Here is a 21,487-nt window from a genome sequence, read left to right as displayed (position 1 = left end):
CCCAATCGGGAACGGCCTTTTTGTTGTGCTACTATTGCCAAAGCAGCATTACTTAGCCAGGTAATTTCTAACGCGCTACGCCTGTACCATTTTCGTTTCCAGCACTTTGTCTGGCGTGATGGGGAGGCTGCGGATGCGCTTGCCGGTGGCGTGAAACACGGCGTTAGCCACGGCAGCGGCCACGCCTACCATCGAAATTTCGCCTATACCTTTCACGCCCATGGCGTTGATGTAAGGGTCGTGCTCTTCTACGAACTCTACGGTCATATCCGGAATGTCTGCATTGACGGGAATGTGATAGTCGGCTAGGTTAGAATTGGTATAGCGCGAGAAATTTTGGTCGCGCTTAGTAGCTTCCATCAGGGCCGAGCCGATGCCGAAAATACTACCCCCAATTATCTGACTGCGAGCCGTTTTGGCGTTGAGGATGCGGCCGGCGCCGTGCACACTCACCCAGCGCGTAACGCGCACGGTACCTAGTTCGGGGTCTACTTTCACCTCGCAAAAGTGCGCCCCAAATGAATGCATGGAGTGGCCCGCCATGTCGTCTTGGTGGCCGGAGTCGGCAGGCCCCGCGGCTAGGCCCGACTCATAGCCGGCTCCGTACTTGCCATTGCCAGTGCCCTCAATGTCGGTGGTTTCGTTGCGCTTCATAAGGGTAGCAAAATCCTCACCCTTCTTCTTGTCGTTTTTAAGGACTAAGCGGCCATTTTCTACCATCACATCAGCGGACTTAGCCCGGAACAGCGGCGACTTTTTATCGGCTACTGCCAGCTTAATAAGCTTCTGCCACACGTCCTGGGCCGCCATATAAATAGACGACGACACTGTGCCCGCCGCCACCGAACCGCCCGAGTTCGGGGCCGTGGGCAGCTTGGTGTCGCCTAGCTCGAAGCGCACTTTGTCGGGGGTAAGCCACAGTGCATCAGCCGCTACCTGGGTCATGACGGTGTACGTGCCCGTGCCGAGGTCGGTGGCGCCAGTCTGAACCAGCGCGTGCCCATCGGCATATAGGCGGACCCGGGCGGTACCCTGGTTGTTGTGTACGGGGTAGGAAGCCGTGGCCATGCCCCAGCCTACTAGCAGGCGGCCGTCGCGGGTAGCTCCAGCCTGAGGGTTGCGCTTGCTCCAGCCAAATAGTTCGGCCCCACGAGCATAGCACTGCTTCAGGCTCTTACTCGACCAGGGCTTGCCCGTGCTATGGTCCTTGTCAGCGTAGTTGCGCAACCGGATTTCCAGCGGATCAATGCCCAACTGGTAGGCCAAATCATCCAGGGAGCACTCAATGGCAAAGGAGCCGGGAGCTTCACCGGGGGCCCGCGTGAACGTAGATGTCATCACGTCAGCCCGCGCCAGCTGGTACGTTGCCTCAAAGTTGGGGCAGGCGTAGAGCAGGTTGATGATGCGGCTGTTGGGCTCGGCGTAGTTGTCCCAGGGCGAAGTGGTGGAGGTTTTTTCGTGGATGAGGGCCAAGAGCTTGCCTTCCTTGGTGGCACCCACTTTCAGGGTTTGGGTCTGGTCTTCGCGGTGGCCCATGCTAGTGAACATCTGCGGACGGGTGAGGGCCAACTTCACCGGCCGGCCCACAGCCTTGGCCGTCTGCACCGTTAGTACCGTGTGAGGCCAGGAGGAGCCCTTGCACCCAAAGCCACCACCAAGGTACTTCGTCACAACCCGCACCTGTTCGGCGGCCAGCCCCAGCATGGTGCTCAGGGCCTTCTGAGTTCGGGTTACGCCCTGCGTCGATTCGTACACCGTGAGGCGGTCGGGGGCCTCCCAATGGGCGGTGGTAGCACCCGGCTCCATAGGATTGTGGTGGTTGATGGCGTGCACGTAGGTGTGCGTGAGCTGCACCGGGGCCGCTGCGAAGGCCGCCTTTGGGTTGCCGCGCACAGTGTGACCTGGCGTTTTGCCGTCCTGCACCTTCAGCGGATCAAACAGCTCCGCCCGGGGGTCGGCGTAGGACGCTAAGGGCTTCTCAGCGGCAATGTTTACCCGCACCAGGGTTGCCGCGTGCTGGGCACGCTCCAAGGTATCGGCCACAACAATGGCCACCGGCTGGCCCGCGTAATGCACCTGATCTGAGGTTAGCGGTAGAAAGCCCATGGGCGCGCCAATGGCCTTTTTACCGTCGGCATCGTTGGGGGTTTTGGCCAGTTTGGGCAGGTTCTGATGGGTCAGAACTGCTAGCACGCCCGGCTCCTTTAGGGCCGCACTGACATCAATGCTCTGAATGCGCCCCTTGGTCACGTCGCTGGTTTTGAGCACGGCGTGCACCAGTCCAGGCAAGCTATTGAACTCAGCCGAGTAGCGAGCCTGACCCGTCACTTTGGCCCGACCATCTACCCTATCCAACGGCTGACCTACCGAGCCAGCCTTGGGGTTCGTTTCAAAAAATGCGGGTTCGGTATCCATGAGAAAGTGGAGCGTAATGCAGATAAAACAACGACGCTGAGTGCCAGAAGCTGGCCTCTTGTTCTTGCCGCCGTTGTTGAGAATAAAGGAGTTTTGCGGCAAGCGCCCCATGTGCCGGCTAGGCAGAAAGGGTAGTGCCTAGCTCGCCACTTTCATCAAGGCCTGTACTAGGGTGTTTTGGGCCAGCTCCACTTTGTAGCGGTTGTGCTCCCGGGGCTGGGCCCCCTGCAGCGCCGCCGCCGCCGCGGCTCGGAAGGTAGCCTCGGTGGCCGGCGCCCCGGTCAACACCTGCTCAGCCGCGCGGCTGCGCCAGGGCTGGGCCCCGACCCCGCCCAGCGCCACGTGGGCCGCGCGAATGCTACCCCCTTGCACCTCCAGGCCCACCGCGGCCGAGGCCAGGGCGTAGGCGTAGCTGCTACGCTCGCGCACCTTCAGGTAGGTGGAGCGCTGCGCGGGCGGGGCTGCGGGGATGGTCACGGCCACAATCAGCTCGCCGGGCTCGAGTATCGTCTCCAGGTGCGGCGTGTTGCCCGGCAGCCGGTAGAAGTCCGTGAGCGACACCTGCCGCTGCTTGCCCTTCTGGTTTTGCAGCGTCAGCACCGCGTCGAAAGCGACCAGAGCCACGGACAGGTCGCCCGGGTAGGAGGTGGCAATGCAGCTCTCGCTTACCCCCAGAATGGCCAGGTTGTGGTGGTCCCCCGTGAGGGCCGGGCAGCCCGAGCCGGGCACGCGCTTGTTGCAAGGAAAGGCCGCATCGCGGAAGTAGCCGCAGCGCGTGCGCTGCAGCAGGTTGCCCCCAATGCTGGCCATGTGGCGCAGCTGCGGGGAGGCGGCCAGCAGCAGCGACTCGGACAGGGCCGGAACCTGCTGCTGGACCAGCGGGTGCTCGCCCACGTCGCTCATGCGTTCCAGCGCCCCGATGCGCAGTCCGTCCTTGGTCTGCTCAATGCCGCGGAAGGGTAGCCGATTGAGGTCGATGAGTTGCGGGGGCTGCTGCAGGTTGGCCTTCATCAGGTCCAGCAGCGTGGTGCCGCCGGCAATGTAGGCGGCCTGGGGCGTGTCCTTGCGCAGGGCCGTGGCCTCTTTGGCCGAAGCGGCTGACGTGTAGCTGAAGTTGTTCATGGGGCTTAGCCTTTAGCTGATTGACCGGCCACTTCGCGCACGGCGGCCACAATGTTGGGGTAGGCGCCGCAGCGGCAGAGGTTGCCGCTCATGTACTCGCGCACTTGCGCATCGGAGCCGGCTTTGCCCTCTCGGATGCAGGCCACGCCCGACATGATCTGGCCCGGGGTGCAGTAGCCGCACTGAAAGCCGTCGTGCTTAATGAAAGCCTGCTGCATAGGGTGCAACTGCTCGCCCTGGGCCAGGCCCTCGATGGTGGTGATTTCCTTGCCCTGGGTCATGATGGCCAGCGTCAGGCACGAGAGGGTACGGCGCCCCTCCACGTGCACGGTGCAGGCCCCGCACTGGCCGTGGTCACAGCCCTTCTTGGTGCCGGTCAAATCCAGCCGCTCGCGCAGGGCATCGAGCAGGGTCACGCGCGGCTCGGCGTGGATCGTGCGCACAGTGCCGTTGACGTTCAACTTGATGGCCGATACCCCCTCCACGGTTTTGGAGAAGGCCGTCAGGCGCTCGGCCTGGCTGACCAAGGGTGGGGCCAGGGCCAGGCCTAAGATGCCGCCGGCCTGTTTCATAAAGGAGCGGCGTGTGCCGTCCTCCGGCCGGGGCTCGGGCTGAATCTCGTCCGGGCTGTCGGGAGAGGGAAATGTCGACATAGAAGTAGATAGATTAAAAGCGTACACTACACACCACCCGGAAAAGACACCCACCGTTTGCTACGCTGTTGGCCCGTACCACCCGAACAAAACACAGAGTAGCTGGGCAGCCCAGGGCCTGTTGTGCCTATACGTACTGCGTGGTGTATTGTTCAGGTACCTACATGAGTTATTATGCTGACAGGTAGCGCTCTGACCACTAATCTGATACCTACCCATGTGGTGGCGCCAAAAGCCTGGGGACTACCTCTAGGGTAGGCCACAACGACAGGAAGGTTTCAGAAGGCTGCCGAAGTGTACTCAATGGTCTTCTGCTTCACGCAACAGGCCGAAACTCGCGCAATGCGAATTTCGGCCTGTGTACATTGTTGTCTGTAGGAAACGCTACTAGCGGGTTGTGGTACCCGAAGTAGTGGAGCCCGAAGTAGTGCCGGTGGTAGTACCCGATGTGGTGCCAGTAGTGTTACCAGCGGTAGTACCTGTGCTCGTGCCCGAAGTAGTGCTGCCGCTAGTTGTTCCCATGGTCGTGGAGCCGCTGGTGCTGCCAGACGTAGTACCGGTAGTAGTAGAGCCCGAAGTAGAGCCGCTAGTAGTTGCATCAGTGCCCGTGCCTGAGGGCGAATCGGTGCTGGTGCTGGAGCAGGACGACAGCGCGGCTCCGGCGCAGAACAGTACTGTGAATAACCGAACGGACCAGGTGGAAATCTGCGTCTGTTTCATAGGAAGGAAGTTAGGTGATGGATGAAGTTCAGGCAGAGAGTCAGCCTAGTACGATGCGTATACGCAGTATATTTCAAAACCGATAATAAATAGCAATAAAATACTTTACAAAAAGAGCTTGGCGATGTAGCAGTTTAGCCTGGAAGCCTTGCTGTAACCCGGAGCAGGTAGCTCTGTTAAGTACACGCTTCTTGCTATCAGGAAAGCTACTGCTGGCCGTGCGCCGTATCTTCGGGGCATGAAACCGCCACTATTCCACCCTGGGCAGGAAGTTATCTGTACTAACGATGATTTTACCGTGCTATTGGTGCAGAACCCCAATATTCAGACGCCCAAACGTGGGCCTATCTACACCGTGCGCGGCGTTTATGATACGCACCGCGGTTACGGCATTACCCTAGCGGAAATCAATAATGCTGGGGTAGCGCCGGGCTTTCCAGAAGCCAACTTCCACGAATCGCGCTTTGCCCCCGTCCCTCCCCTGGAAGAAATTGACATAGCCGAAGCCATTGAGGAAGCCGTGACAGCGTAATCTAACTACGGGTAAGCCTATCTGGTAGACGCGGAAAGCGACTTCCTGAGCAGAACTCGCCCGTAGTTAGCATGATACACCAAGCTTATGCACAATCTCGTTTGGGTCAGCACCTCTGCTCCCGAAACGTGATTTTATTGCCTCTAGACTGCTTGAAAGCTATATTTTAGCCATACCACATCGTTGTCGAGCTGCTGCACTTCGGTTAAGTGCAGGCGCGTGGCTGGACCTTTGCGTAGGTAGTCGCTTACTTCAAATGTGGTTGGCGATTTGGGCGTGCCATCGGCAATAGGCAGCAGTAACAAACTCAGCTCATCGATCAGACCCGCGTTCAGTAGGGAACCGTTTAGGTGGCCGCCGCCCTCCAGCATCAGCGTTTCAATGGGAAACAGCGCCGCTAGCTGCTCCAGGGCCAAAGCAAAATCAACTTCCGTGCGGCCGGCAAACAGGTAGGAAATACCCTGGCGTTGCAGATAGTACAAGTAGTCATCGGTTACTTGTTCAGTGAGGACTTCCACAATATGGTCGCCGCCGGTGGTATTAGCGTCCCAGCCGAGGCGGCCGTGCGCATCTACCGCCACAGCAAAGGAAGTAGCTTGGGCATCCCCAACAAAGGGCTCGCGCGCAATTGGGTGCGGGGCAGGTTGCAGGTTGGGCTGCACGCCGCCGGAGAAATCCCGCTCCATGGTCACGCGCCCGCACATCCAAGCCTGGCTAGTAAAGGTTTCGTGGTACTTCTCGAAGTATCCGGCGAAAGTGTCGGTTAGCTTTTCGTCCTGCCAATTAGCAGACAGAATCTTTCCGTCCACGGAGGACATCATGTGGCAGATTACGTGGGGTCGTTTCATAGTATGCCTTAAACGGAGTGTGCGCCGCCGTGGCCCAGCAACTTCCTAATAAGTACCCAACCCACCGGACGAGTCCCGCCCACAACAGCCCACCACTGCGGCCCGGCTCCACCCGTAGAAAGAACAAAAACCGCATTTCTACAACGAAATGCGGTTTTCAGCAGAGAGGATGGGATTCGAACCCACGATGAGCTTTAGACCCATACACACTTTCCAGGCGTGCTCCTTCAACCACTCGGACACCTCTCTAGGATGCGGGGAAGTGGCGCAAAATAACACCCGATTTTCCGGATACGCAAGCCCCGTAGCGCTAAAGCTCAGATTATGGTGATTTCGCCGCGCAGGTCCTGGCTGAGCAGGTGGCGGGTAGCTGCGGGTTTCTGCTTGAGGCCCAGCACAAACATGAGCTTGGTAATGGCCGCTTCCACCGTCATATCGTCGCCGCCGATAACGCCCAGCTCGGTGAGGTAGGCGCTGGTTTCGTAGCGACCTTGCATTACCCGGCCCTCCTCGCACTGGCTCACGTTCAGCAGAAATACGCCCTGCTCGGTGGCGTCGCGCAGGGCCTTGAGAAACCAAGGAGCCGTGGGCGCATTGCCGGAGCCGTAGGTTTCAAGTACGCAGCCGCGCAGCCCATCGGCTTCCAGTTGGGCGCGCAGCATGCGCTCGGTTAGCCCCGGAAACAGGCGCAGAATGGTTACTTGTTCGTCGAGGTACTGGTGGGCACGTAGGTGGGCGGCGGGCAGCATCCGAATCTGCTTGTCGTTGAAATCCAGCTCAATGCCGGCCCGGGCCAGGGGTGGGTAGTTCTCGGAGCGGAAAGCATTGTACTGCTGGCTTTCGACTTTTTTTGCCCGGTTTCCTCTGATTAGCAAGTCATTAAAAAAGACACACACCTCAGGCACGCGCACTGTGCCCACCACGGGGTGGCGGGCGGCGGCCATTTCCAGGGCCGTAACTAGGTTGCGGCGGGCGTCGGTCCGGATGCGGCCTACCGGCACTTGAGCACCGGTAAACACTACCGCCTTGCCTAAATTCTCAAGCAGGAAGCTCAGCGCCGCCGCCGAGTAGGCCATGGTATCCGTGCCGTGTAGCACCACGAAACCATCATACTGCGCATACTTTTCCTCGATCAGAGCCGCCAGCCGCAGCCAGTCGGCCACGGTTACGTTGCTGGAGTCGATGGGCTCGCCGAGGTTGGTAACCTCCACCCGCATGTTAAGCTGGCGCAGCTCGGGCATCTTCTTCCGAATCTGCTCGAAATTCATGGGTACCAATTCCCCGCGCCGGTTATACGTCATCCCGACGGTACCACCGGTGTAAATGACGAGAATGGCCGTTTCGGGTTTGTCGGGTTGGAGGGGCAGCGCAGGGGTAGACAAGGGGTGGGTGGCTTGGGTGGTGGAGGGCATCAAACGAACAATCTGAACTGGCCGTCAAGTTAGGCAACCTCGTTCAGGCTTTGTCTGGCGTGGTACAGCTGAAAGGGACACGACTGGCGTCAGCATGGAGCGTGCTGGCCCAGCAAATGAGCCCCTTCTGCCACTGCCTACGCCCACGAGGTCTTCCCTACCCCTGCGCTGCTTCCCCAAACAGGGTCAAGGTGTTGCGGGTAGTGGCCTCGGCTACTTCTTCAGCGTCCTTGCCCAGGATTTCGGCTACTCGGCGGGCCACCAGGGGCAGATAGGCGGGCTCGTTCCGCTTGCCCCGGTGAGGAATGGGCGCTAGGTAGGGGCAGTCGGTTTCTAGCAGCAGGTGCTCCAGACTGATACCGGGCAGCACTTTGTCGAGGCCCCCGTTCTTGAAGGTGGCGACCCCACCGATGCCAAGTTTGAAGCCCAGCCGAATCACTTCTTCCGCTTCCTGCTTCGTGCCGGAAAAGCAGTGAAACACCCCGCGCAGGGAGCCATCCTGAGCCGCCGTGATGATGTCGGCGGCTTCACGGAAGGCCTCCCGAGTGTGGAGTACCAGGGGCAGGTTGTGCTTTTTGGCTAAGGCTACCTGAATGCGCAGGGCTTCCTGCTGCTCCTGGAGGTGGGTTTTATCCCAGTATAAATCGATGCCGCACTCCCCTACTGCGGCAAAGGGCCGGCGACTAAGCCACGTTTCCACTTCGTACAGCTCTTTTTCAAACTGGCGGGTGACGTGGCAGGGGTGCAGGCCCATTTGGGCAAAGCACTGGGTAGGGTATTTGGCTTCCACTTCCAGCATGGGGTCAATGCTGGTATGGTCGATGTTGGGCATGAAGATGGTCCGGACTCCGGCCTCAAAGGCGCGCAGCAGCATCTCATCTTGGTCGGGCTTAAACTGCTCGGAGTAAACGTGGGCGTGCGAATCGGAAAGTTGCATGCCGCAAAGGTGGTGAAACGGTGAGATAGTGAGGGGGTGAAACGGTGAAGGATGCCTCCTGGCCAGGACACAGGACGAGGCCATCCTGCCCCTCCATCTGACCAGCCTTCTAACGAGACAAGCCCTTGACGTATGGTAGCGTCAAGGGCTTGTCACTTCTTAGGGAGTAAGGAATTGATCAGGAGGGGTGGCTTTTTCGTGCCTCCTGGCCAAGACAACTCACCAATCTACAGCTTTACCTCTCCCGTCTGGCGGATGTCGCGGGAGGAGCTGCCGACTAGTAGCTTGAAGGTTCCGGGTTCCAGTACCCACTGCTTCTTGGCCTCGTCGTAGTAGCGAAAGGCGTCAGGACCCAAGTTCAGGGTCAGGGTTTTCGATTCGCCGGGCTTTAGGAAGACCTTCTGGAAGGCTTTCAGCTCCTTTTCGGGCCGCTTTACGCTGGCCTGGTCGTCGTGCACGTAGAGCTGCACCACTTCGGCGCCGGCTACCTTGCCCGAGTTGCGCACCGTGACCTTGACCGTGGCAGACTGTTTGCCGGGTTGCACGGTTAGCTTGCCGTAATCGAAGGAAGTGTAGCTCAGGCCGTGACCAAAGGCGAATTGGGGGGCAACTTTATAGGTATCGAAGTAGCGGTAGCCCACAAAGATATCCTCTTTGTAAGTCTGTTTCAGCGGGTTACCAGGGGTGCTGGGGTATTCGCCTAGTTTATGTGCCGGCGAGTCTTCCAGCTTCACGGGGAAGGTGAAGGGTAGCTTGCCCGAGGGATTTACCTCACCGAACAGAATGTTGGCCAGGGCGTTGCCGCCTTCCATGCCGGGGTACCAGGCCTCCACAATGCCCTTGGCCTGCCCGGCCCAGGCCGATACGTCAATGGGGCCGCCGCCCAGCAGCACCACCACGGTGTTGGGGTTGGCTTTGAGCACGGCCTGAATCAGCTCGTCCTGACCGAAGGGCATCTTCATGTCGGGCTTGTCGTAGCCTTCCGCGTCGTAGGCGTTATCAGCCCACACTTTGTAGTCGTAGCCGTGGGTAGCGCCCCCCACAATGATGGCTACGTCAGCGGCTTTGGCGGCGGCCACGGCCTGTTCGATTAGCTGCGGATCAGCTTTTTGGTTACGGGCAATTTTGTAGCCGGGGGCGTAGGTAATGGTGGCCTGGGAACCTAGGGCTTTTTGCAGGCCCTGAAGCGGCGTAATCTCATACTTGGCCTTTACCTGGGAACTGCCGCCGCCCAGGGCATTTTCGCGGGTAGCGTTGGCTCCAATGACGGCGAACGTCTTAGTTGTTTTCTTCAGGGGGAGAATGTTGCCGTCGTTTTTGAGCAGCACAATGCCTTCTTCCGCTACTTTACGGGCCGTAGCTTGGTGCGCGGGAGTATTGTAGGCGCCCGGCTTGCGCTTGGCCCCATCCAGCATGTTGGTGGCGTACATCACGCGCAGAATGCGGCGCACCTTGTCATCGAGCAGGGGCTCTAACGACTTGTCCTTTTTCACCGCGTCCAGGGCGGCCGTACCAAAGAAAAACCGGTCGTAGAGGCTGGGCATCTGCTCCGGCTTTACCTGGCTGGCTGTCTGATCGACGCTGTTGTACATCAGGGAAAGGTCGGTGCCCATTTCCAGATCGGTGCCGTTGCGCAGGCCTTCCTGGGTGTCGTGCACCGAGCCCCAGTCGCTGATTACCAATCCCTTGAATCCCCATTCGCCCTTCAGAATATCGTTCATCAGGTAGGCGTTATGGGTGGCGTACTGGCCCCGAAACTTGTTGTAGGAGCCCATTAGGGTATGAGCCCCACCCTCCTGAATAGCGGCCTGGAAGCCCGGCAAGTAAATCTCGCGCAGGGCCCGCTCGCTCATGTACACGTCGATGTCATTGCGGTGTTCCTCCTGGTTGTTGGCGGCGTAGTGCTTCACGCTGGCCGACACGCCCTGGTCCTGCACCCCGCGGATGTAGCCCACCACCATCTTTGACACGAGGTAGGGGTCTTCGCTGAGGTACTCGAAGTTGCGGCCATTCAGGGGCGTGCGCACAATGTTGATGCCGGGCCCCAGAATGATGTCTTTGCCCCGGAAGGCCGCCTCGCTACCCAGCACCGAGCCAAAGGCATAGCCCAGTTCGGGGTTCCAGGTAGAGGCCAGGGTGTTGCCGGTGGGCAGGTAGGTACCCGAGTCGTTTACGCCTTCGTCGGGCTTCCAGTCGCGGCCGTGCTCCAGGCGCACGCCGTGGGGGCCGTCGGAGGTTGCCATTTCCGGAATGCCAAGCCGCTTCACGCCTCCTGAGTTGAAGGAGGAGGTGGCGTGTATCATGGCAATCTTTTCTTCCAGGGTTAGCTTTTTGAGCAGCTGGTCAATTTTAGCCTCATTGCCCATCAGGGCCTGCTGGCGGTTGGGGCCCATTGCGGCAGTGCTTTTCGCCGCTGCCGTGGCCGGGCGAGCAGTAGTGGCTTTCGTTTGGGCCGTGGCTATGTGGGTAGTGGCGCAGAACAAGGCCGCCATGAGCACGGCCCGGGAAGTGGGTGAAAATGGGAGGAACATACAGCTGAGAAACGCGCGGTGGAACGTAAAGGTGGGAAGGTGGGCCAGCCGGTAAAAGCGGCCAGATTGGTTTGGCCTGGAGCTAGGCTTACCGGCTTGTGCTGCCACCGAATGTAGCCAAAGGTATTGGCAGCGGGCAGGAAAATCCACTTCCGAAAGGCGACGCTTATGCCCGTCAGGCAACTTTCCGGGCACCTTTACACACTTACCGCACACGTAGCGCGGGTAGGTAGCCACCCTGTTTGCAGCTGAGCCGCGAAAGCCGAGCGGTTAAAAAACAATCAACTTTTAGCGGTATTGCCGGCCCTTCCAGCTGAAGGATACTGGCAGTAGCCGGAACACCACCAGACTCCCGGTCAGGAAAATCGTGTAGAGCTCAAACGCGGGCAGCAGCACCAGCGGGGCGCGGCGGCCTACCCGTCGGAAACAGAGCACCGCCAGCGCGCCCTGTACCAACACCTTGCCTAGCCACACACTTAGGGCCGCCGCTGGCCCTGCTACAGCAGCCAACGCGGCCAGCAGCACGTAAAAGGAGCCGTACAGGCCGAGGCAGGTTTTCAGCCAAGTGGGCAAGGCCTCCACCCCGCGCAGCCACCGCCGCCGCTGGTGCAGCAGCCCCCGCCACGAGTACATGGGCAGCGACTCGGCCAGGATTTCGGGTCGGTACAGGTTGCGGGAAGTGTATCCCGCTCGGAGCACGGCTTTGAACAGCTCAAAGTCTTCGGTGACGGAAAAGGGTAGCCGCTCGTAGCCGCCGGTGGCCTCGTAGGCGGCGCGGGTTACGAGCATGTTGTTGCCCATGGCCGTTACGGGCCGGCCCAGGTCCGTGACAACCTGGACCAAACCCAGGGCCATCAGCCAGTCGAGGCCCTGGAGGCGGTGGAACAGCCGCGGCCCGGTCACCAGCGTTAGGCCCGTTACAATGCCCACGCTGGGTTGGGCGTGGGCCAGCAGACCCGTCAGCCAGGTAGGCGGCACGGCAATGTCGGCATCAGTGATGAAGAAGTAGGTAGTGGTAGCGACGCGGCTGAGGTGAGCCAGCACGTTGGCCTTGCCGCGGGCCGTGCCCAGGGTATCGGTAATAGGTACCACGCGAAATGAACCGGCGTAACCTTGCATGGCCGCCGCCGCCACGGCTGCCATCTGGTCCGTGGACCCGTCATCCCCGAGGAGCACTTCGAGTAGCTCGGGGGGGTAATGCAGAGCCCGGATGGCGTGCAGGCAGCGAGCAATGGCCGCCTCCTCGTTGCGGGCCGCCAGCAGGATGCTCACCCGGGGCAGGGGCTGGGGCACTGCACCCGGTTGCGCGCCCCGCGCGCGGGCAAACAGCACCACGGCGGTTGTCAGCAAAGCAAACCAGGCGGTAAAATACAGCGTCAGAAAAAGCATAAGGCGCACAAATCGGCCAGGAAAACAGGCGGGCTCCCTTACCCTTTTGTTACAAAGCAGCAAAGCGGTAGCCCCGCTCGGCAAAGTAAGCCAGGTAGCGCGGCAACACGTAGCGCAAGTTTCTGCTAGCCTTCACACTGTCGTGAAATACCACGATGGAGCCGGGCCGGGAGTGCCGGATGGCCGCTTGCAGGCAGGCCTCGGGGGCGAAGTCGGGGTCGTAGTCACAGGTCAGCACGTCCCACATAACTACTTGATGGGTAGGCCGGAGCAAGCGCGCCAGCGGAAGGGTAATGCGGCCATATGGTGGGCGCAACAGGGGTCTGCCTTCGGGCTGAAACTCCTGCAGCAAGGCCTGGCACCGAGCTACATCCTGCAGGTAATGGGCGCGGGAGTGGCTCCAGCCGCTGATGTGGTGGTAGGTATGGTTGGCTAGCCGGTGGCCGCCGGCTAGCACCGCGCGGGCTACCTCAGGGTAGCGGCGCAGGTTGTCGCCGACGCAGAAAAACGTACCGTGCGCCTGGTAGCGGGCCAGTTGCTCCAGCACAAAGGGCGTTTCTTCCGGAATCGGGCCGTCGTCGAAGGTGAGGTAGAGCGTAGGCGGGCCAGTAGCGGGCATCTGCCAGAGGCAGTCGGGCAGCAGGCGCCGCACCAAAGCCGGCATTCGGAACAGATGCATAAGAGAAAAGCAGTTGGTTTTAGCTCCTGATTATCAGTTATCAGCCGGCAGTTTCGATGCGTGTGCAAAGTGGAAAAGTTGTTTTCAGAACTGCTCTAACAACTCACTGACAGCTACAAACTAACAGCTAGCCACGCGCGGCCAGAATTTCCTGCCAGAGTAGGTGGGCACTTTCAGCCCACGAAAAACGCTGGGTGTTTTGTAATCCTTTCTGTATCAGCTCCGCGCGGTAGCTTTCGGAGGCGTGCACCTCCCCCAGCCCGGCGGCAATGGAGTCAACGGAAAGCGGATCAACCAGGCGGGCACCGCCGCCAGCTACCTCAGGCATAGAGCTGCAATTAGACGTAATGACGGGGGAAGCGCAAGCCTGAGCCTCGATGATGGGAATGCCAAAACCCTCAAAATAAGGCACATAGCAAGTAGCTAGAGCCGCCGCGTACAGCGCCACGAGCTCCGTATCGGTTACCCGCCCGGTCAGGTGCACATCGTGGCGGTAGTGCATGCGCTGGTACACCTCGAAAATAGGGCCCGCTTTCCAGGCCGTGCGGCCTACCACCAGCAGCTTGGCGGAGGAACCGGTAGCGGCCTTGAACTGGTCGAAGGCTTGCAGCAGGTTTACCAGATTTTTGCGGGGCTGCAGGGCACCTACGAACAGGAAATATGGCTTGCCGGCACTAAATCGCTCCCGGGTAGCCTGCTGCACAGCCACGGGCTGGGGCCGAAAATGAGCATCAGCGGCATTATAAACCACGCTGATTTTCTCCGGCCCTACCCCGTAGGTTTGCACTAGGTCCTGGCGGGTAGCCTCTGACACGGCCACTACCCGCCGGGAGGCCTTGGCAAAACGGGGCGTAAAGTACCGGTAGTACCGCAGCACCAGCGGGCTCACATCCTGGGGGAAGTGCTCGAAAGCCAGGTCATGGATGACGGTGACGCGGGGCACGCGGGTGCGCAGGGTAGTGTAGCCATCCGGACTCAGGAACACGGCCGGACGGCGGCGGCGCAGCCAGCGGGCTACGGCCCCCTCAAACCAGGCCAGCCACAGCAACGGATGGCGGGCCGGCGGGCCCAGCACGTGCGGCACTACATTCGGCCCAAACCGGTACCGCTCATCAAAGGCCCGGTCGAAGAGAAAGTGAAAGGTATGCTCGGGGTGCTGCTGCACGAGGTGGCGCAACGTCTCGTAGGTGAAGCGGCCGATGCCCTCCAACTTGTCGCCGGGTAGTAAAAAACGGACGTTGACGGCTATTTCCAAGGGCTTACGGAGGGGAAGGAGGCAAAGTAAAAGTAATTACGTGCTTGTTTTCGGTACGAAGGTAGTGAGCTAAACCGCTGGCGGCCGGCGCCGAAGCTGCCGTAACTCATTGACTTTTACTACCCCCAACCCCAGCACCAGCACCAGCAGCCACAGCCCGGCTAGGCCAGCCTCCAGCCACCAGGGCAGCGCGGCGTAGCGGCGCAGCGCGTACCAGCCCGCGCATAAGCCACTGAACGTCAGCATCAAGCGCAATAGCATCGCCCACGGTAGTTGCACCCCGGTGCGGCGCGGCACCAGCCACAGGTACCCTGCTGACACCACCACGGCGCACAGCAGGGTGTTGATGGCCCCGGCTAGGGCCCCGTAGCGGGGCATGAACACGAAATTCAGCCCCACGTTGACCACAATACTGCCCGTTACGAGCCAGGAAACGGGTTTTTCGTGGTCGGTGCTAGTAAGCAGGGTGCTGTAGATGGCGAAGAAGGCGTGCACCAGCACGTTCAGAAACAGCAGCTGCAGACACTGGGTCATGCGGGCTACCTCCTGGGCGGAACTGTGAGTAAACTGAAAAAACAGCAGTTCCCCCCGAAACAGGCCGAAGCCCACCACAAACAGCAAGGGCACCGTGACGACGCGCTGGCCGAACCAGAGAAGCTCCTGCTGCTCCTGAGTCCGGCCGGTGGCGTGGGCAAAGCGGGCAAAAAACAGCGGCAGCACCGTCCAGAGGTACATCATCACGGCATCAACCCAGCGGTAGGCGGCGGCGTAGTAGCTGGCTTCCTTGCTCGACACCAGCCGCTCCAGCATCAGCATATCTACCCGCTCATTTAGGCCGTACACCAGCGTAATGAAGGCCAGCGGCAGGCTCTCTAGCAGTACCTGCCGGGCCTGCTGCCAGCGCGGGCGCAGGGCCACCTTGCCGTAAAAACGTCGAATCAGTACCACTAGCAGCAGAAACGTGAACCCCACGGCCACCGTGCGCACGGCCACGTACCGATCCAGGCTCAGCCCTATGGGGAGCAGCGCCAGTACCAGCCCCAGCAGCAGCAGCCGCTCCAGCACCGACAGCACGGCATCGAGGTTGAACCGCTGGTGGGCCTGCAGCACCCCGCGCAAGAACAGAATGTATTGGGTTAGCAGCAGTCCGGCGGCCGTAATGGCCAGCAGCAGTAGCCAGTGGCCCCGGTAGCCCAGCACCCAGCCGATGCCCACGGTAGCCAGCAGAAAGCCCACACCCAGCCCGGCCCGCAGGGGTAGCAGAGTAGGAAAGAACTCGGTGAAAAAGCCAGGGGAAGCTGCCAGCCGCTTGGTTGTCAACTGGGTAGTACCCACGTCGGACACCGCCGCCACAATGGTAGCCAGGGTCAGCAGGGCCGTGAACGTCCCGAACACCTCGTGGCCCAGCCGGTCCTGGACCACGTTTTCCAGCACTACCCAGCCCGGTTTCACGAGCAGGTTGAGCAGCACCACAAAGCTGATATTTCCTAAAAATCGTTTGATGCTGCTTGCGTTAAGCTGAAAAGATGCCCGGGTTGAGGCGCGTCGCCGGCTAGTAGTCCGCGGGCTGGCCCGGCACAAAACTAGGGAAATTGAGCCGCCCGGCTTCGGGCGCTACGCGCATCCTGCGGCCATTTTTCCTCTATATTTGCTCGCCGCCGCCGTTAGGCCTTTTCCCTTCCCGGGCGGGCGGGCTGGTTTGTATTATGTCTGAATCGTATTCGCTGCTGGGCTTGTGGCCCATTATTAATCGGTGGAAAAAGCTGGTGGGCACGGCCCTAGTGCTGGCCCTCCTGACAAGTATCCTGGTTGCCTTAACCCTACCTAACATTTACAAATCGACGGCCGTATTCTTCCCCACCAACCCGCAAACCACTGACCCCGACCGAATTGCCACGGAAGGTAGCAAGCTGGAGTTGGGCGGCCGCACCGAAGATCTGGACCGTATTATCACCATTGGTCAGTCGCAGCCGGTGGGCGAGCTGCTCATCAAGCGCTACCGGCTGCATGAGCACTACCAGGTGGGCCCCGCCGGTACCGATGCCGCCGACGATGCCGCCCTGCGGGAGTTCAGCGCCAACCTCGATATTGTGCACAACGAGCGGGACGCCATTGAGCTAACGTTTCAGGACAAGGACAAGCAACTGGCCGCACGCATTGCCAATACGTTGGTACAAGTCATCGACTCCGTGAACCAGCAGCTGACGCTGGAAAACCGCCGCAACGTGCTCGGCCTCTACCAGCAGCGCTACCTGTTTCTGAACGCCGAGTTTGAACGTTCCCGCCAGCAACTGCTGCGAGCCCGCCGCCGCTACGGCATCTACGGGCTGGAACAACAGTCGCGCTACCTGGCCCGGGAGATTATTAAAGTGGAAACCGACCTCCGCATCGCCGAGGGTAGCGGGGCCAGTGCCAGCAAAGTGGCGGGCCTGCGCCGGGCTCTGCGTGGCCTCACGGAAGCTGACCAGGGCAACGTCATCAACCTGGAAAACTACACCCAGGGGGTTGACTCGCTGAACCTGTTCACTTCCCGCATGACGGATTTGCAGGACCGCCTGGTGAAGGCGCGCGGCGAGTACGAAACCGCCGATGTGGCCCTGAAAGGCAAGCTCTCGTCGTTGTACCTGGTGCAGAAAGCCTACCCCGCCACTAAGAAAAGTAAGCCCGTGCGTTGGCTGATTGTGGTAGGCTCCGTGTTCCTGACGCTGGCCTTGTCCGTAGTGGTGATTACGCTGCTGGAACTGTGGCGGCGCTCCAACCGCCGCCCCGCGGCACCGCTGGGCACATGAGGCCGCGGTTAGCCCAGTGGCTTCCTCACACCCCGGAGCAGCGCGTGTTTACGGGCTTCATCGGGTTGCTGCTGGGGGGCGGCGCGGCAACAGTGCTGCTGCACTCTCCCCTGGGGCTGCTCCCCCTGGCAGCCGGACTGGGCGTACTCCTGCTCTTTACGGAGTGGCGGCTGCTCTACTACCTGCTGTTCCTGACGCTGGCTTTTTCCCGGGAAATGCCGTTGCCCGGCGGCCTGAGCCTGGATGTTCCCTCGGAACCCCTGCTGCTAGTTCTTACAGGCTGCGTGCTGGCCACATTTCTGATGCATCCCCACGCCGTTTCGGGCCGGGAGCTGCGGCATCCGCTGGTGATTATCCTGCTGCTGATGCTACTCTGGTCGGCGGTGTCCACGGCTTTTTCCGTCGATACTACCAAGTCCGTCAAATACCTGCTGGCCAAAACCTGGTACCTAGTTCCTTTTGGGCTGGGTACACTGCTGCTGCTGCCGCGGCCCGCCGCCCTGTGGCGCGTAGCGGGCATTTACACGGCCGGGGCCTGCCTGACAGTAGTTATTGTAGGAGTTCGGCACGCGGCGCACGGCTTCAGTTTTGAGTCCATCAACGAGGCAGTGCAGCTACTGTACCGTAACCATGTTATCTATGCCACAGTGCTGGCCTTGCTCCTACCGTTCACGCTTTATGGGGCCCGCAGCACCCAGGGCGCAGCCCGCGTGGGCTGGCGCGTGGCCATGGGCATCCTACTTTTTGGGCTGATTACGTCCTACACCCGGGCCTCGGTACTTTCCCTGCCGGTAGCGGGCGTATTCTACGGGGTAGCGCGGCTGCGCCAGACGCGGCTACTGCTGGTCGGGGCCGTGCTGACCCTGGTGGCGGGTGCTGCTTACTTCCTGGACCAGAACAACTACATGCTGTACGCCCCGGAGTTTGAAAAAACGGTGTTCAACGGCGAGAACTTTGGCAAGCACCTGGAGGCCACCTACAAGCTCCAAGACGTGTCGGGGATGGAGCGGGTGTACCGCTGGGTGGCGGCCGGCCGCATGACGGCGGCCAAGCCCCTGGTGGGCAGTGGCCCCAGCACCTTTTACCCTGAGTATAAGCGCTATACTGTACGCAGCTTCCGCACCTACGTGAGCGAGAACCCCGAGAAGTCAACCACCCATAATTACTTCCTGCTGGTGCTAGCCGAGCAGGGCTTCCCGGGCCTCATTCTGCTGCTGATTCTGCTGGGCACAGCCCTGCTCACTTTCGAGCACCTCTACCACCAGACGCGCCCCGGCACCCAACCTCGCTACGTGCTGCTGGCCTGCGGCATGAGCTTGGTCATTATTATCTTCCATCTGTTACTCAACGAGTTGGTGGAAGTAGATAAAATCGGCTCTTTCTTCTTTCTCAACATTGCCATGCTGATTCGGGTAGGCACGTGGGCGAGAGGTGAGGCGGTGAATGAGTGACGTGTTGTCATGGCGAGGCTACCGACGCTATCCGTCTTAGCCAAAGCAATACCCTCCCAGATGTAACAAGCCCTTACCTCCAGTGCGGAAGTAAGGGCTTGTTACGTTATCAGGCTGGTCACAAAGACAGGAAGGATGGCCGCGCTTCGCTCGCCATGACAACTCACTCAATCACTCATTCACCGCCTCACCATTTTACTTAAACCGGCAGCTTAGGATGGTGACGTCGTCGGCGAAGCGGGTGCCGTGGAGGTTGTAGGCCTCTATTTCGCGGAGGAGCTCTTGGTGCACCGTGGCCAGGGGGGCGTAGCGGTTGTGGCGCAGCACGCGCAGCACGCCTTCCTCTCCAAACTCATTTTGCTCAGCGTCAAATACTTCCGTCAGGCCATCGGTATAGGAGAACAGCATGGTGCGCGGGGGCACCTGCACGCGGCCGACTTTCAGCATGGGCAGCTCATCCATCACGCCTAGCATAATGGTGCCTTCCTTGAGCAGCTGAATCGGTCCGCCGTCGGAAATCAGGAGCGGGTCGTTGTGGCCGGCATTTACGTACTGCAGCTCGCGGGTGCTCCGGTCGTAGAGGCCGAAGAAGACGGTAATGAACTTGTCGCCGCCGGCGTTGCGGAAAATCAGGTTATTCAGTTCCTGAGCCACGGTGCCGATATCGGCCTGCTGGCGCAGCAGGGTGCGCAAACCGGCTTGGAAATTAGACATCAGCAACGAGGCCGCCACGCCCTTACCCGACACGTCGGCGACGCAGAACAGGAAGCGGTTGGCATCCAGGTCCACCACGTCGTAGTAGTCGCCGCCCACGGCGGTGTGGGGCACGTAGGAGGCGTGCACGGCCACGTGGGCATCGTTGGGTAGCTTGCGGGGGAAGAGCATGGTTTGCACCTCCTGGGCAATTTCGATTTCCTTGCGCATGGCCGCGTTGGCAACCCGCTGCCGGGCCAGCCGCCGATTTTCAATGGCCCCGATAAGAATGTTGCTCAGGGTTTGCAGAAACTTAGTGGCTTCCTCGCTGGCGTAGTCCTCGTGCACATTGCCAATCAGGACGTAGGACAGCACTTCGCCATTTTGCACCACCGGAATGACGGTTTCCAGGTGCTGCCAATCGGGTCCTAAGTCGCCGAAGCTGCGTAGGGGGCAGGGCGTGGAGGTGCAGTTTTCTAGAATAATAGCCGGGAGAGCCAGCTTGCGAAAGTCGGAAAGCCCAGCCCCGAAGGAGACCATGCACTGCCACTGCCCTTCCTCTTTCACGTAGAGTACGAGCCGACGGATGTTGAGCTGGCCGAGCAGGGTAAACTGGAAAATTTTATACAGAGCCGCTTCCGTGGGGTCTAAATTGATGGCCTGGGTGATTTCCAGCAGAGCCCCCAACTCACGCTCCTTCAGGAACAGACGCTTTTCGGGAGTAATAGTTGGCATATGGTAAACGTGTGAAGTTGTAGAGTAGCGAGACGAGAAGGTGAGGACGGAAACTGATGAACTAGTACGTTTTACGTTCGGCGGGCAGGTGGTTACGCGGTAGGCGCTACTACCCCAAGGTGAGTTGAACAGTAAACCTTCTACTTCACTAGTTACCTCACTCACCCTTATCCCAGCGGAGTTTTTGGGTCGTAGGCGTCGCGCAGGCCGTTGCCTAGCAGGTTAAAGCTCAGCACCAGCAGGCTAATTACCAAGCCGGGCAGCAGCGTAAGCCAGAAACCAGCACTAGTACCCAGCAGTTGAAACCCTTCATTAACCATCAGGCCCCAGGAGGGTGCCGGCGGCTGTACGCCCAGCCCGAGAAAGCTCAGACCGGCTTCCAGCAGAATGGCCGCCGCAAAGTTACTGGTTGCCAGCACAATCAGCGGGCCGGTCATGTTCGGGAGCAGGTGGCGCCAAATCAGGCGGCTTTGGGGCAGGCCCAGCACCCGGCCGGCTTCCACAAAGGTTTTTTCGCGCAGGCTCAGCATCTGGCCCCGCACCACGCGGGCTACATCTACCCACATGGTCAGGCCCACAGCCACGAAGGAAGTCCAGACGCCTTTGCTATCTAGGGCCAGGGAAATGGCAATAACCAGCATAATGCCCGGAATGCTCCACACCACCGTCATCAGGCCCAGCAGCAGACTATCTACCCAGCCGCCCACGTAGCCCGCCACGGCCCCAATGAGCATGCCCAGGGCCATGGATATCAGCACGGCCACCAGCCCGATGCCTAAGCTTACGCGCGTGCCCAGCAGCAGCCGGCTCAGCTCGTCGCGCCCTGATTTATCGGTTCCCAGCCAGTACGTGCGCCGCACAATACGCTCCTGCTCTACCTCCTGGCGCAGGGTAGCAACCGGACCCGCGTGGCCTGCCACGGCGGCCAGGGAGTAGCGCTGGGCTTGGTCGGCCAGGGCCGAATGGTTCTGGTAGGGCGTCGTCAGCAAGGAGTCACCCTCGATGCGGTAGCCGGCAATAGGCACCTCCCGAAAGCGCGGCTCCTGGCCCTGCCACCAGGTGCGCAGAGGGTTGCTACTGGCGCGGTTGGAATCAGGCAGGGGCAGTTGCAGGATGGTGGCCTGGAAGCCCGGCGGCTCCTTTTGCAGCTGCACGAGGCCGTTGTTGGCGTTAGGCGAGTTGTCGGGCAGCACCCAGTAGCCGAGCAGGGCCACCAGCGTGCACAGCACAATAAAGCCCAGGCCCAGCATGGCCGGAGTGTTGCGCAGTAGGCGGCGGCGCACGTAGTAGCCCGGCGGCCGGGCAATCGGCTCAGACGACAAAGGA

Annotated in this window: 17 protein-coding genes and 1 tRNA gene; 3 read left to right on the top strand and 15 right to left on the bottom strand. The window is 60.4% G+C overall.

Going from position 1 to position 21,487, the window contains the following annotated elements; all coding sequences use genetic code 11:
- Positions 1–75 precede the first annotated feature (75 nt).
- The 4 genes from MWH26_RS05680 to MWH26_RS05665 form a co-directional block, all read right to left on the bottom strand.
- Complete coding sequence (locus MWH26_RS05680) at positions 76–2,415, bottom strand: xanthine dehydrogenase family protein molybdopterin-binding subunit (RefSeq protein ID WP_247976426.1); 2,340 nt, start codon at positions 2,413–2,415, stop codon at positions 76–78.
- Positions 2,416–2,553: 138 nt separating this feature from the next.
- Positions 2,554–3,537 carry an FAD binding domain-containing protein gene (locus MWH26_RS05675; RefSeq protein ID WP_247976425.1) on the bottom strand — a complete coding sequence of 328 codons (984 nt, stop codon included), beginning with the start codon at positions 3,535–3,537 and terminating at the stop codon, positions 2,554–2,556.
- Between the two features lie 5 nt (positions 3,538–3,542).
- Entirely contained in the window at positions 3,543–4,190 is a 648-nt protein-coding gene (locus tag MWH26_RS05670; protein ID WP_247976424.1) for a (2Fe-2S)-binding protein, read from the bottom strand.
- 387 nt (positions 4,191–4,577) lie between these two features.
- On the bottom strand, positions 4,578–4,910 hold the full coding sequence (locus MWH26_RS05665; protein ID WP_244695672.1) for a hypothetical protein: 333 nt from the start codon (positions 4,908–4,910) through the stop codon (positions 4,578–4,580).
- A gap of 238 nt (positions 4,911–5,148) precedes the next feature.
- Between MWH26_RS05665 and MWH26_RS05660 the strand changes: the two genes are divergently transcribed.
- The gene (locus MWH26_RS05660) at positions 5,149–5,442 is read left to right on the top strand and encodes a hypothetical protein (RefSeq protein ID WP_247976423.1); all 294 of its coding nucleotides are present in this window, start codon (positions 5,149–5,151) and stop codon (positions 5,440–5,442) included.
- A gap of 143 nt (positions 5,443–5,585) precedes the next feature.
- On the opposite strand, the gene MWH26_RS05655 is transcribed toward MWH26_RS05660, so the two are convergent.
- The 9 genes from MWH26_RS05655 to MWH26_RS05615 form a co-directional block, all read right to left on the bottom strand.
- Complete coding sequence (locus MWH26_RS05655; RefSeq protein WP_247976422.1) at positions 5,586–6,290, bottom strand: dihydrofolate reductase family protein; 705 nt, start codon at positions 6,288–6,290, stop codon at positions 5,586–5,588.
- A gap of 161 nt (positions 6,291–6,451) precedes the next feature.
- Positions 6,452–6,539: transfer RNA gene (locus MWH26_RS05650), tRNA-Ser, on the bottom strand.
- A 68-nt stretch (positions 6,540–6,607) separates the two neighbouring features.
- Positions 6,608–7,702 (bottom strand): asparaginase, encoded by a 1,095-nt coding sequence (locus tag MWH26_RS05645; protein ID WP_247976421.1) that lies wholly within the window; start codon positions 7,700–7,702, stop codon positions 6,608–6,610.
- Between the two features lie 157 nt (positions 7,703–7,859).
- Entirely contained in the window at positions 7,860–8,639 is a 780-nt protein-coding gene (locus tag MWH26_RS05640; protein ID WP_244695669.1) for a TatD family hydrolase, read from the bottom strand.
- 227 nt (positions 8,640–8,866) lie between these two features.
- Entirely contained in the window at positions 8,867–11,170 is a 2,304-nt protein-coding gene (locus MWH26_RS05635; RefSeq protein ID WP_247976420.1) for a glycoside hydrolase family 3 C-terminal domain-containing protein, read from the bottom strand.
- Between the two features lie 288 nt (positions 11,171–11,458).
- Positions 11,459–12,559, bottom strand: a complete 1,101-nt coding sequence (locus tag MWH26_RS05630; protein WP_247977061.1) for a glycosyltransferase — start codon at positions 12,557–12,559, stop codon at positions 11,459–11,461.
- A 49-nt stretch (positions 12,560–12,608) separates the two neighbouring features.
- A complete protein-coding gene (locus tag MWH26_RS05625; RefSeq protein ID WP_247976419.1) occupies positions 12,609–13,238 on the bottom strand; it encodes a polysaccharide deacetylase family protein in 630 nt (209 codons plus the stop codon).
- A gap of 127 nt (positions 13,239–13,365) precedes the next feature.
- Complete coding sequence (locus MWH26_RS05620; protein WP_247976418.1) at positions 13,366–14,493, bottom strand: glycosyltransferase family 4 protein; 1,128 nt, start codon at positions 14,491–14,493, stop codon at positions 13,366–13,368.
- Between the two features lie 69 nt (positions 14,494–14,562).
- The gene (locus MWH26_RS05615; RefSeq protein ID WP_247976417.1) at positions 14,563–15,966 is read right to left on the bottom strand and encodes an oligosaccharide flippase family protein; all 1,404 of its coding nucleotides are present in this window, start codon (positions 15,964–15,966) and stop codon (positions 14,563–14,565) included.
- Positions 15,967–16,199: 233 nt separating this feature from the next.
- Here MWH26_RS05615 and MWH26_RS05610 point away from each other — a divergent pair, with 233 nt between their 5' ends.
- Both MWH26_RS05610 and MWH26_RS05605 read left to right on the top strand, forming a co-directional pair.
- Complete coding sequence (locus MWH26_RS05610; protein WP_247976416.1) at positions 16,200–17,282, top strand: GumC domain-containing protein; 1,083 nt, start codon at positions 16,200–16,202, stop codon at positions 17,280–17,282.
- Positions 17,279–18,733 (top strand): O-antigen ligase family protein, encoded by a 1,455-nt coding sequence (locus MWH26_RS05605; protein WP_247976415.1) that lies wholly within the window; start codon positions 17,279–17,281, stop codon positions 18,731–18,733. The genes MWH26_RS05610 and MWH26_RS05605 overlap by 4 nt, the downstream gene beginning before the upstream one ends.
- A 195-nt stretch (positions 18,734–18,928) precedes the next feature.
- On the opposite strand, the gene MWH26_RS05600 is transcribed toward MWH26_RS05605, so the two are convergent.
- Entirely contained in the window at positions 18,929–20,161 is a 1,233-nt protein-coding gene (locus MWH26_RS05600) for a PP2C family protein-serine/threonine phosphatase (RefSeq protein ID WP_247976414.1), read from the bottom strand.
- A 167-nt stretch (positions 20,162–20,328) separates the two neighbouring features.
- A complete protein-coding gene (locus MWH26_RS05595; protein ID WP_247976413.1) occupies positions 20,329–21,483 on the bottom strand; it encodes an ABC transporter permease in 1,155 nt (384 codons plus the stop codon).
- Between the last annotated feature and the right edge of the window lie 4 nt (positions 21,484–21,487).

This window comes from Hymenobacter sublimis, assembly GCF_023101345.1.
GTDB classification, from domain to species: Bacteria; Bacteroidota; Bacteroidia; order Cytophagales; family Hymenobacteraceae; genus Hymenobacter; species Hymenobacter sublimis.
Note: the sequence above shows the minus strand (reverse complement) of the source record. Positions and strands in the feature narration are given on the sequence as shown.

Bases quoted from the DNA above. Each gene is read 5' to 3' on its own strand.
- MWH26_RS05675 (WP_247976425.1), bottom strand. From the start codon at position 3,537: ATGAACAACTTCAGCTACACGTCAGCCGCTTCGGCCAAAGAGGCCACG.
- MWH26_RS05660 (WP_247976423.1), top strand. From the start codon at position 5,149: ATGAAACCGCCACTATTCCACCCTGGGCAGGAAGTTATCTGTACTAAC.
- MWH26_RS05630 (WP_247977061.1), bottom strand. From the start codon at position 12,559: ATGCTTTTTCTGACGCTGTATTTTACCGCCTGGTTTGCTTTGCTGACA.
- MWH26_RS05640 (WP_244695669.1), bottom strand. From the start codon at position 8,639: ATGCAACTTTCCGATTCGCACGCCCACGTTTACTCCGAGCAGTTTAAG.
- MWH26_RS05625 (WP_247976419.1), bottom strand. From the start codon at position 13,238: ATGCATCTGTTCCGAATGCCGGCTTTGGTGCGGCGCCTGCTGCCCGAC.
- MWH26_RS05665 (WP_244695672.1), bottom strand. From the start codon at position 4,910: ATGAAACAGACGCAGATTTCCACCTGGTCCGTTCGGTTATTCACAGTA.
- MWH26_RS05670 (WP_247976424.1), bottom strand. From the start codon at position 4,190: ATGTCGACATTTCCCTCTCCCGACAGCCCGGACGAGATTCAGCCCGAG.
- MWH26_RS05600 (WP_247976414.1), bottom strand. From the start codon at position 20,161: ATGCCAACTATTACTCCCGAAAAGCGTCTGTTCCTGAAGGAGCGTGAG.
- MWH26_RS05605 (WP_247976415.1), top strand. From the start codon at position 17,279: ATGAGGCCGCGGTTAGCCCAGTGGCTTCCTCACACCCCGGAGCAGCGC.
- MWH26_RS05610 (WP_247976416.1), top strand. From the start codon at position 16,200: ATGTCTGAATCGTATTCGCTGCTGGGCTTGTGGCCCATTATTAATCGG.
- MWH26_RS05680 (WP_247976426.1), bottom strand. From the start codon at position 2,415: ATGGATACCGAACCCGCATTTTTTGAAACGAACCCCAAGGCTGGCTCG.
- MWH26_RS05655 (WP_247976422.1), bottom strand. From the start codon at position 6,290: ATGAAACGACCCCACGTAATCTGCCACATGATGTCCTCCGTGGACGGA.
- MWH26_RS05645 (WP_247976421.1), bottom strand. From the start codon at position 7,702: ATGCCCTCCACCACCCAAGCCACCCACCCCTTGTCTACCCCTGCGCTG.
- MWH26_RS05635 (WP_247976420.1), bottom strand. From the start codon at position 11,170: ATGTTCCTCCCATTTTCACCCACTTCCCGGGCCGTGCTCATGGCGGCC.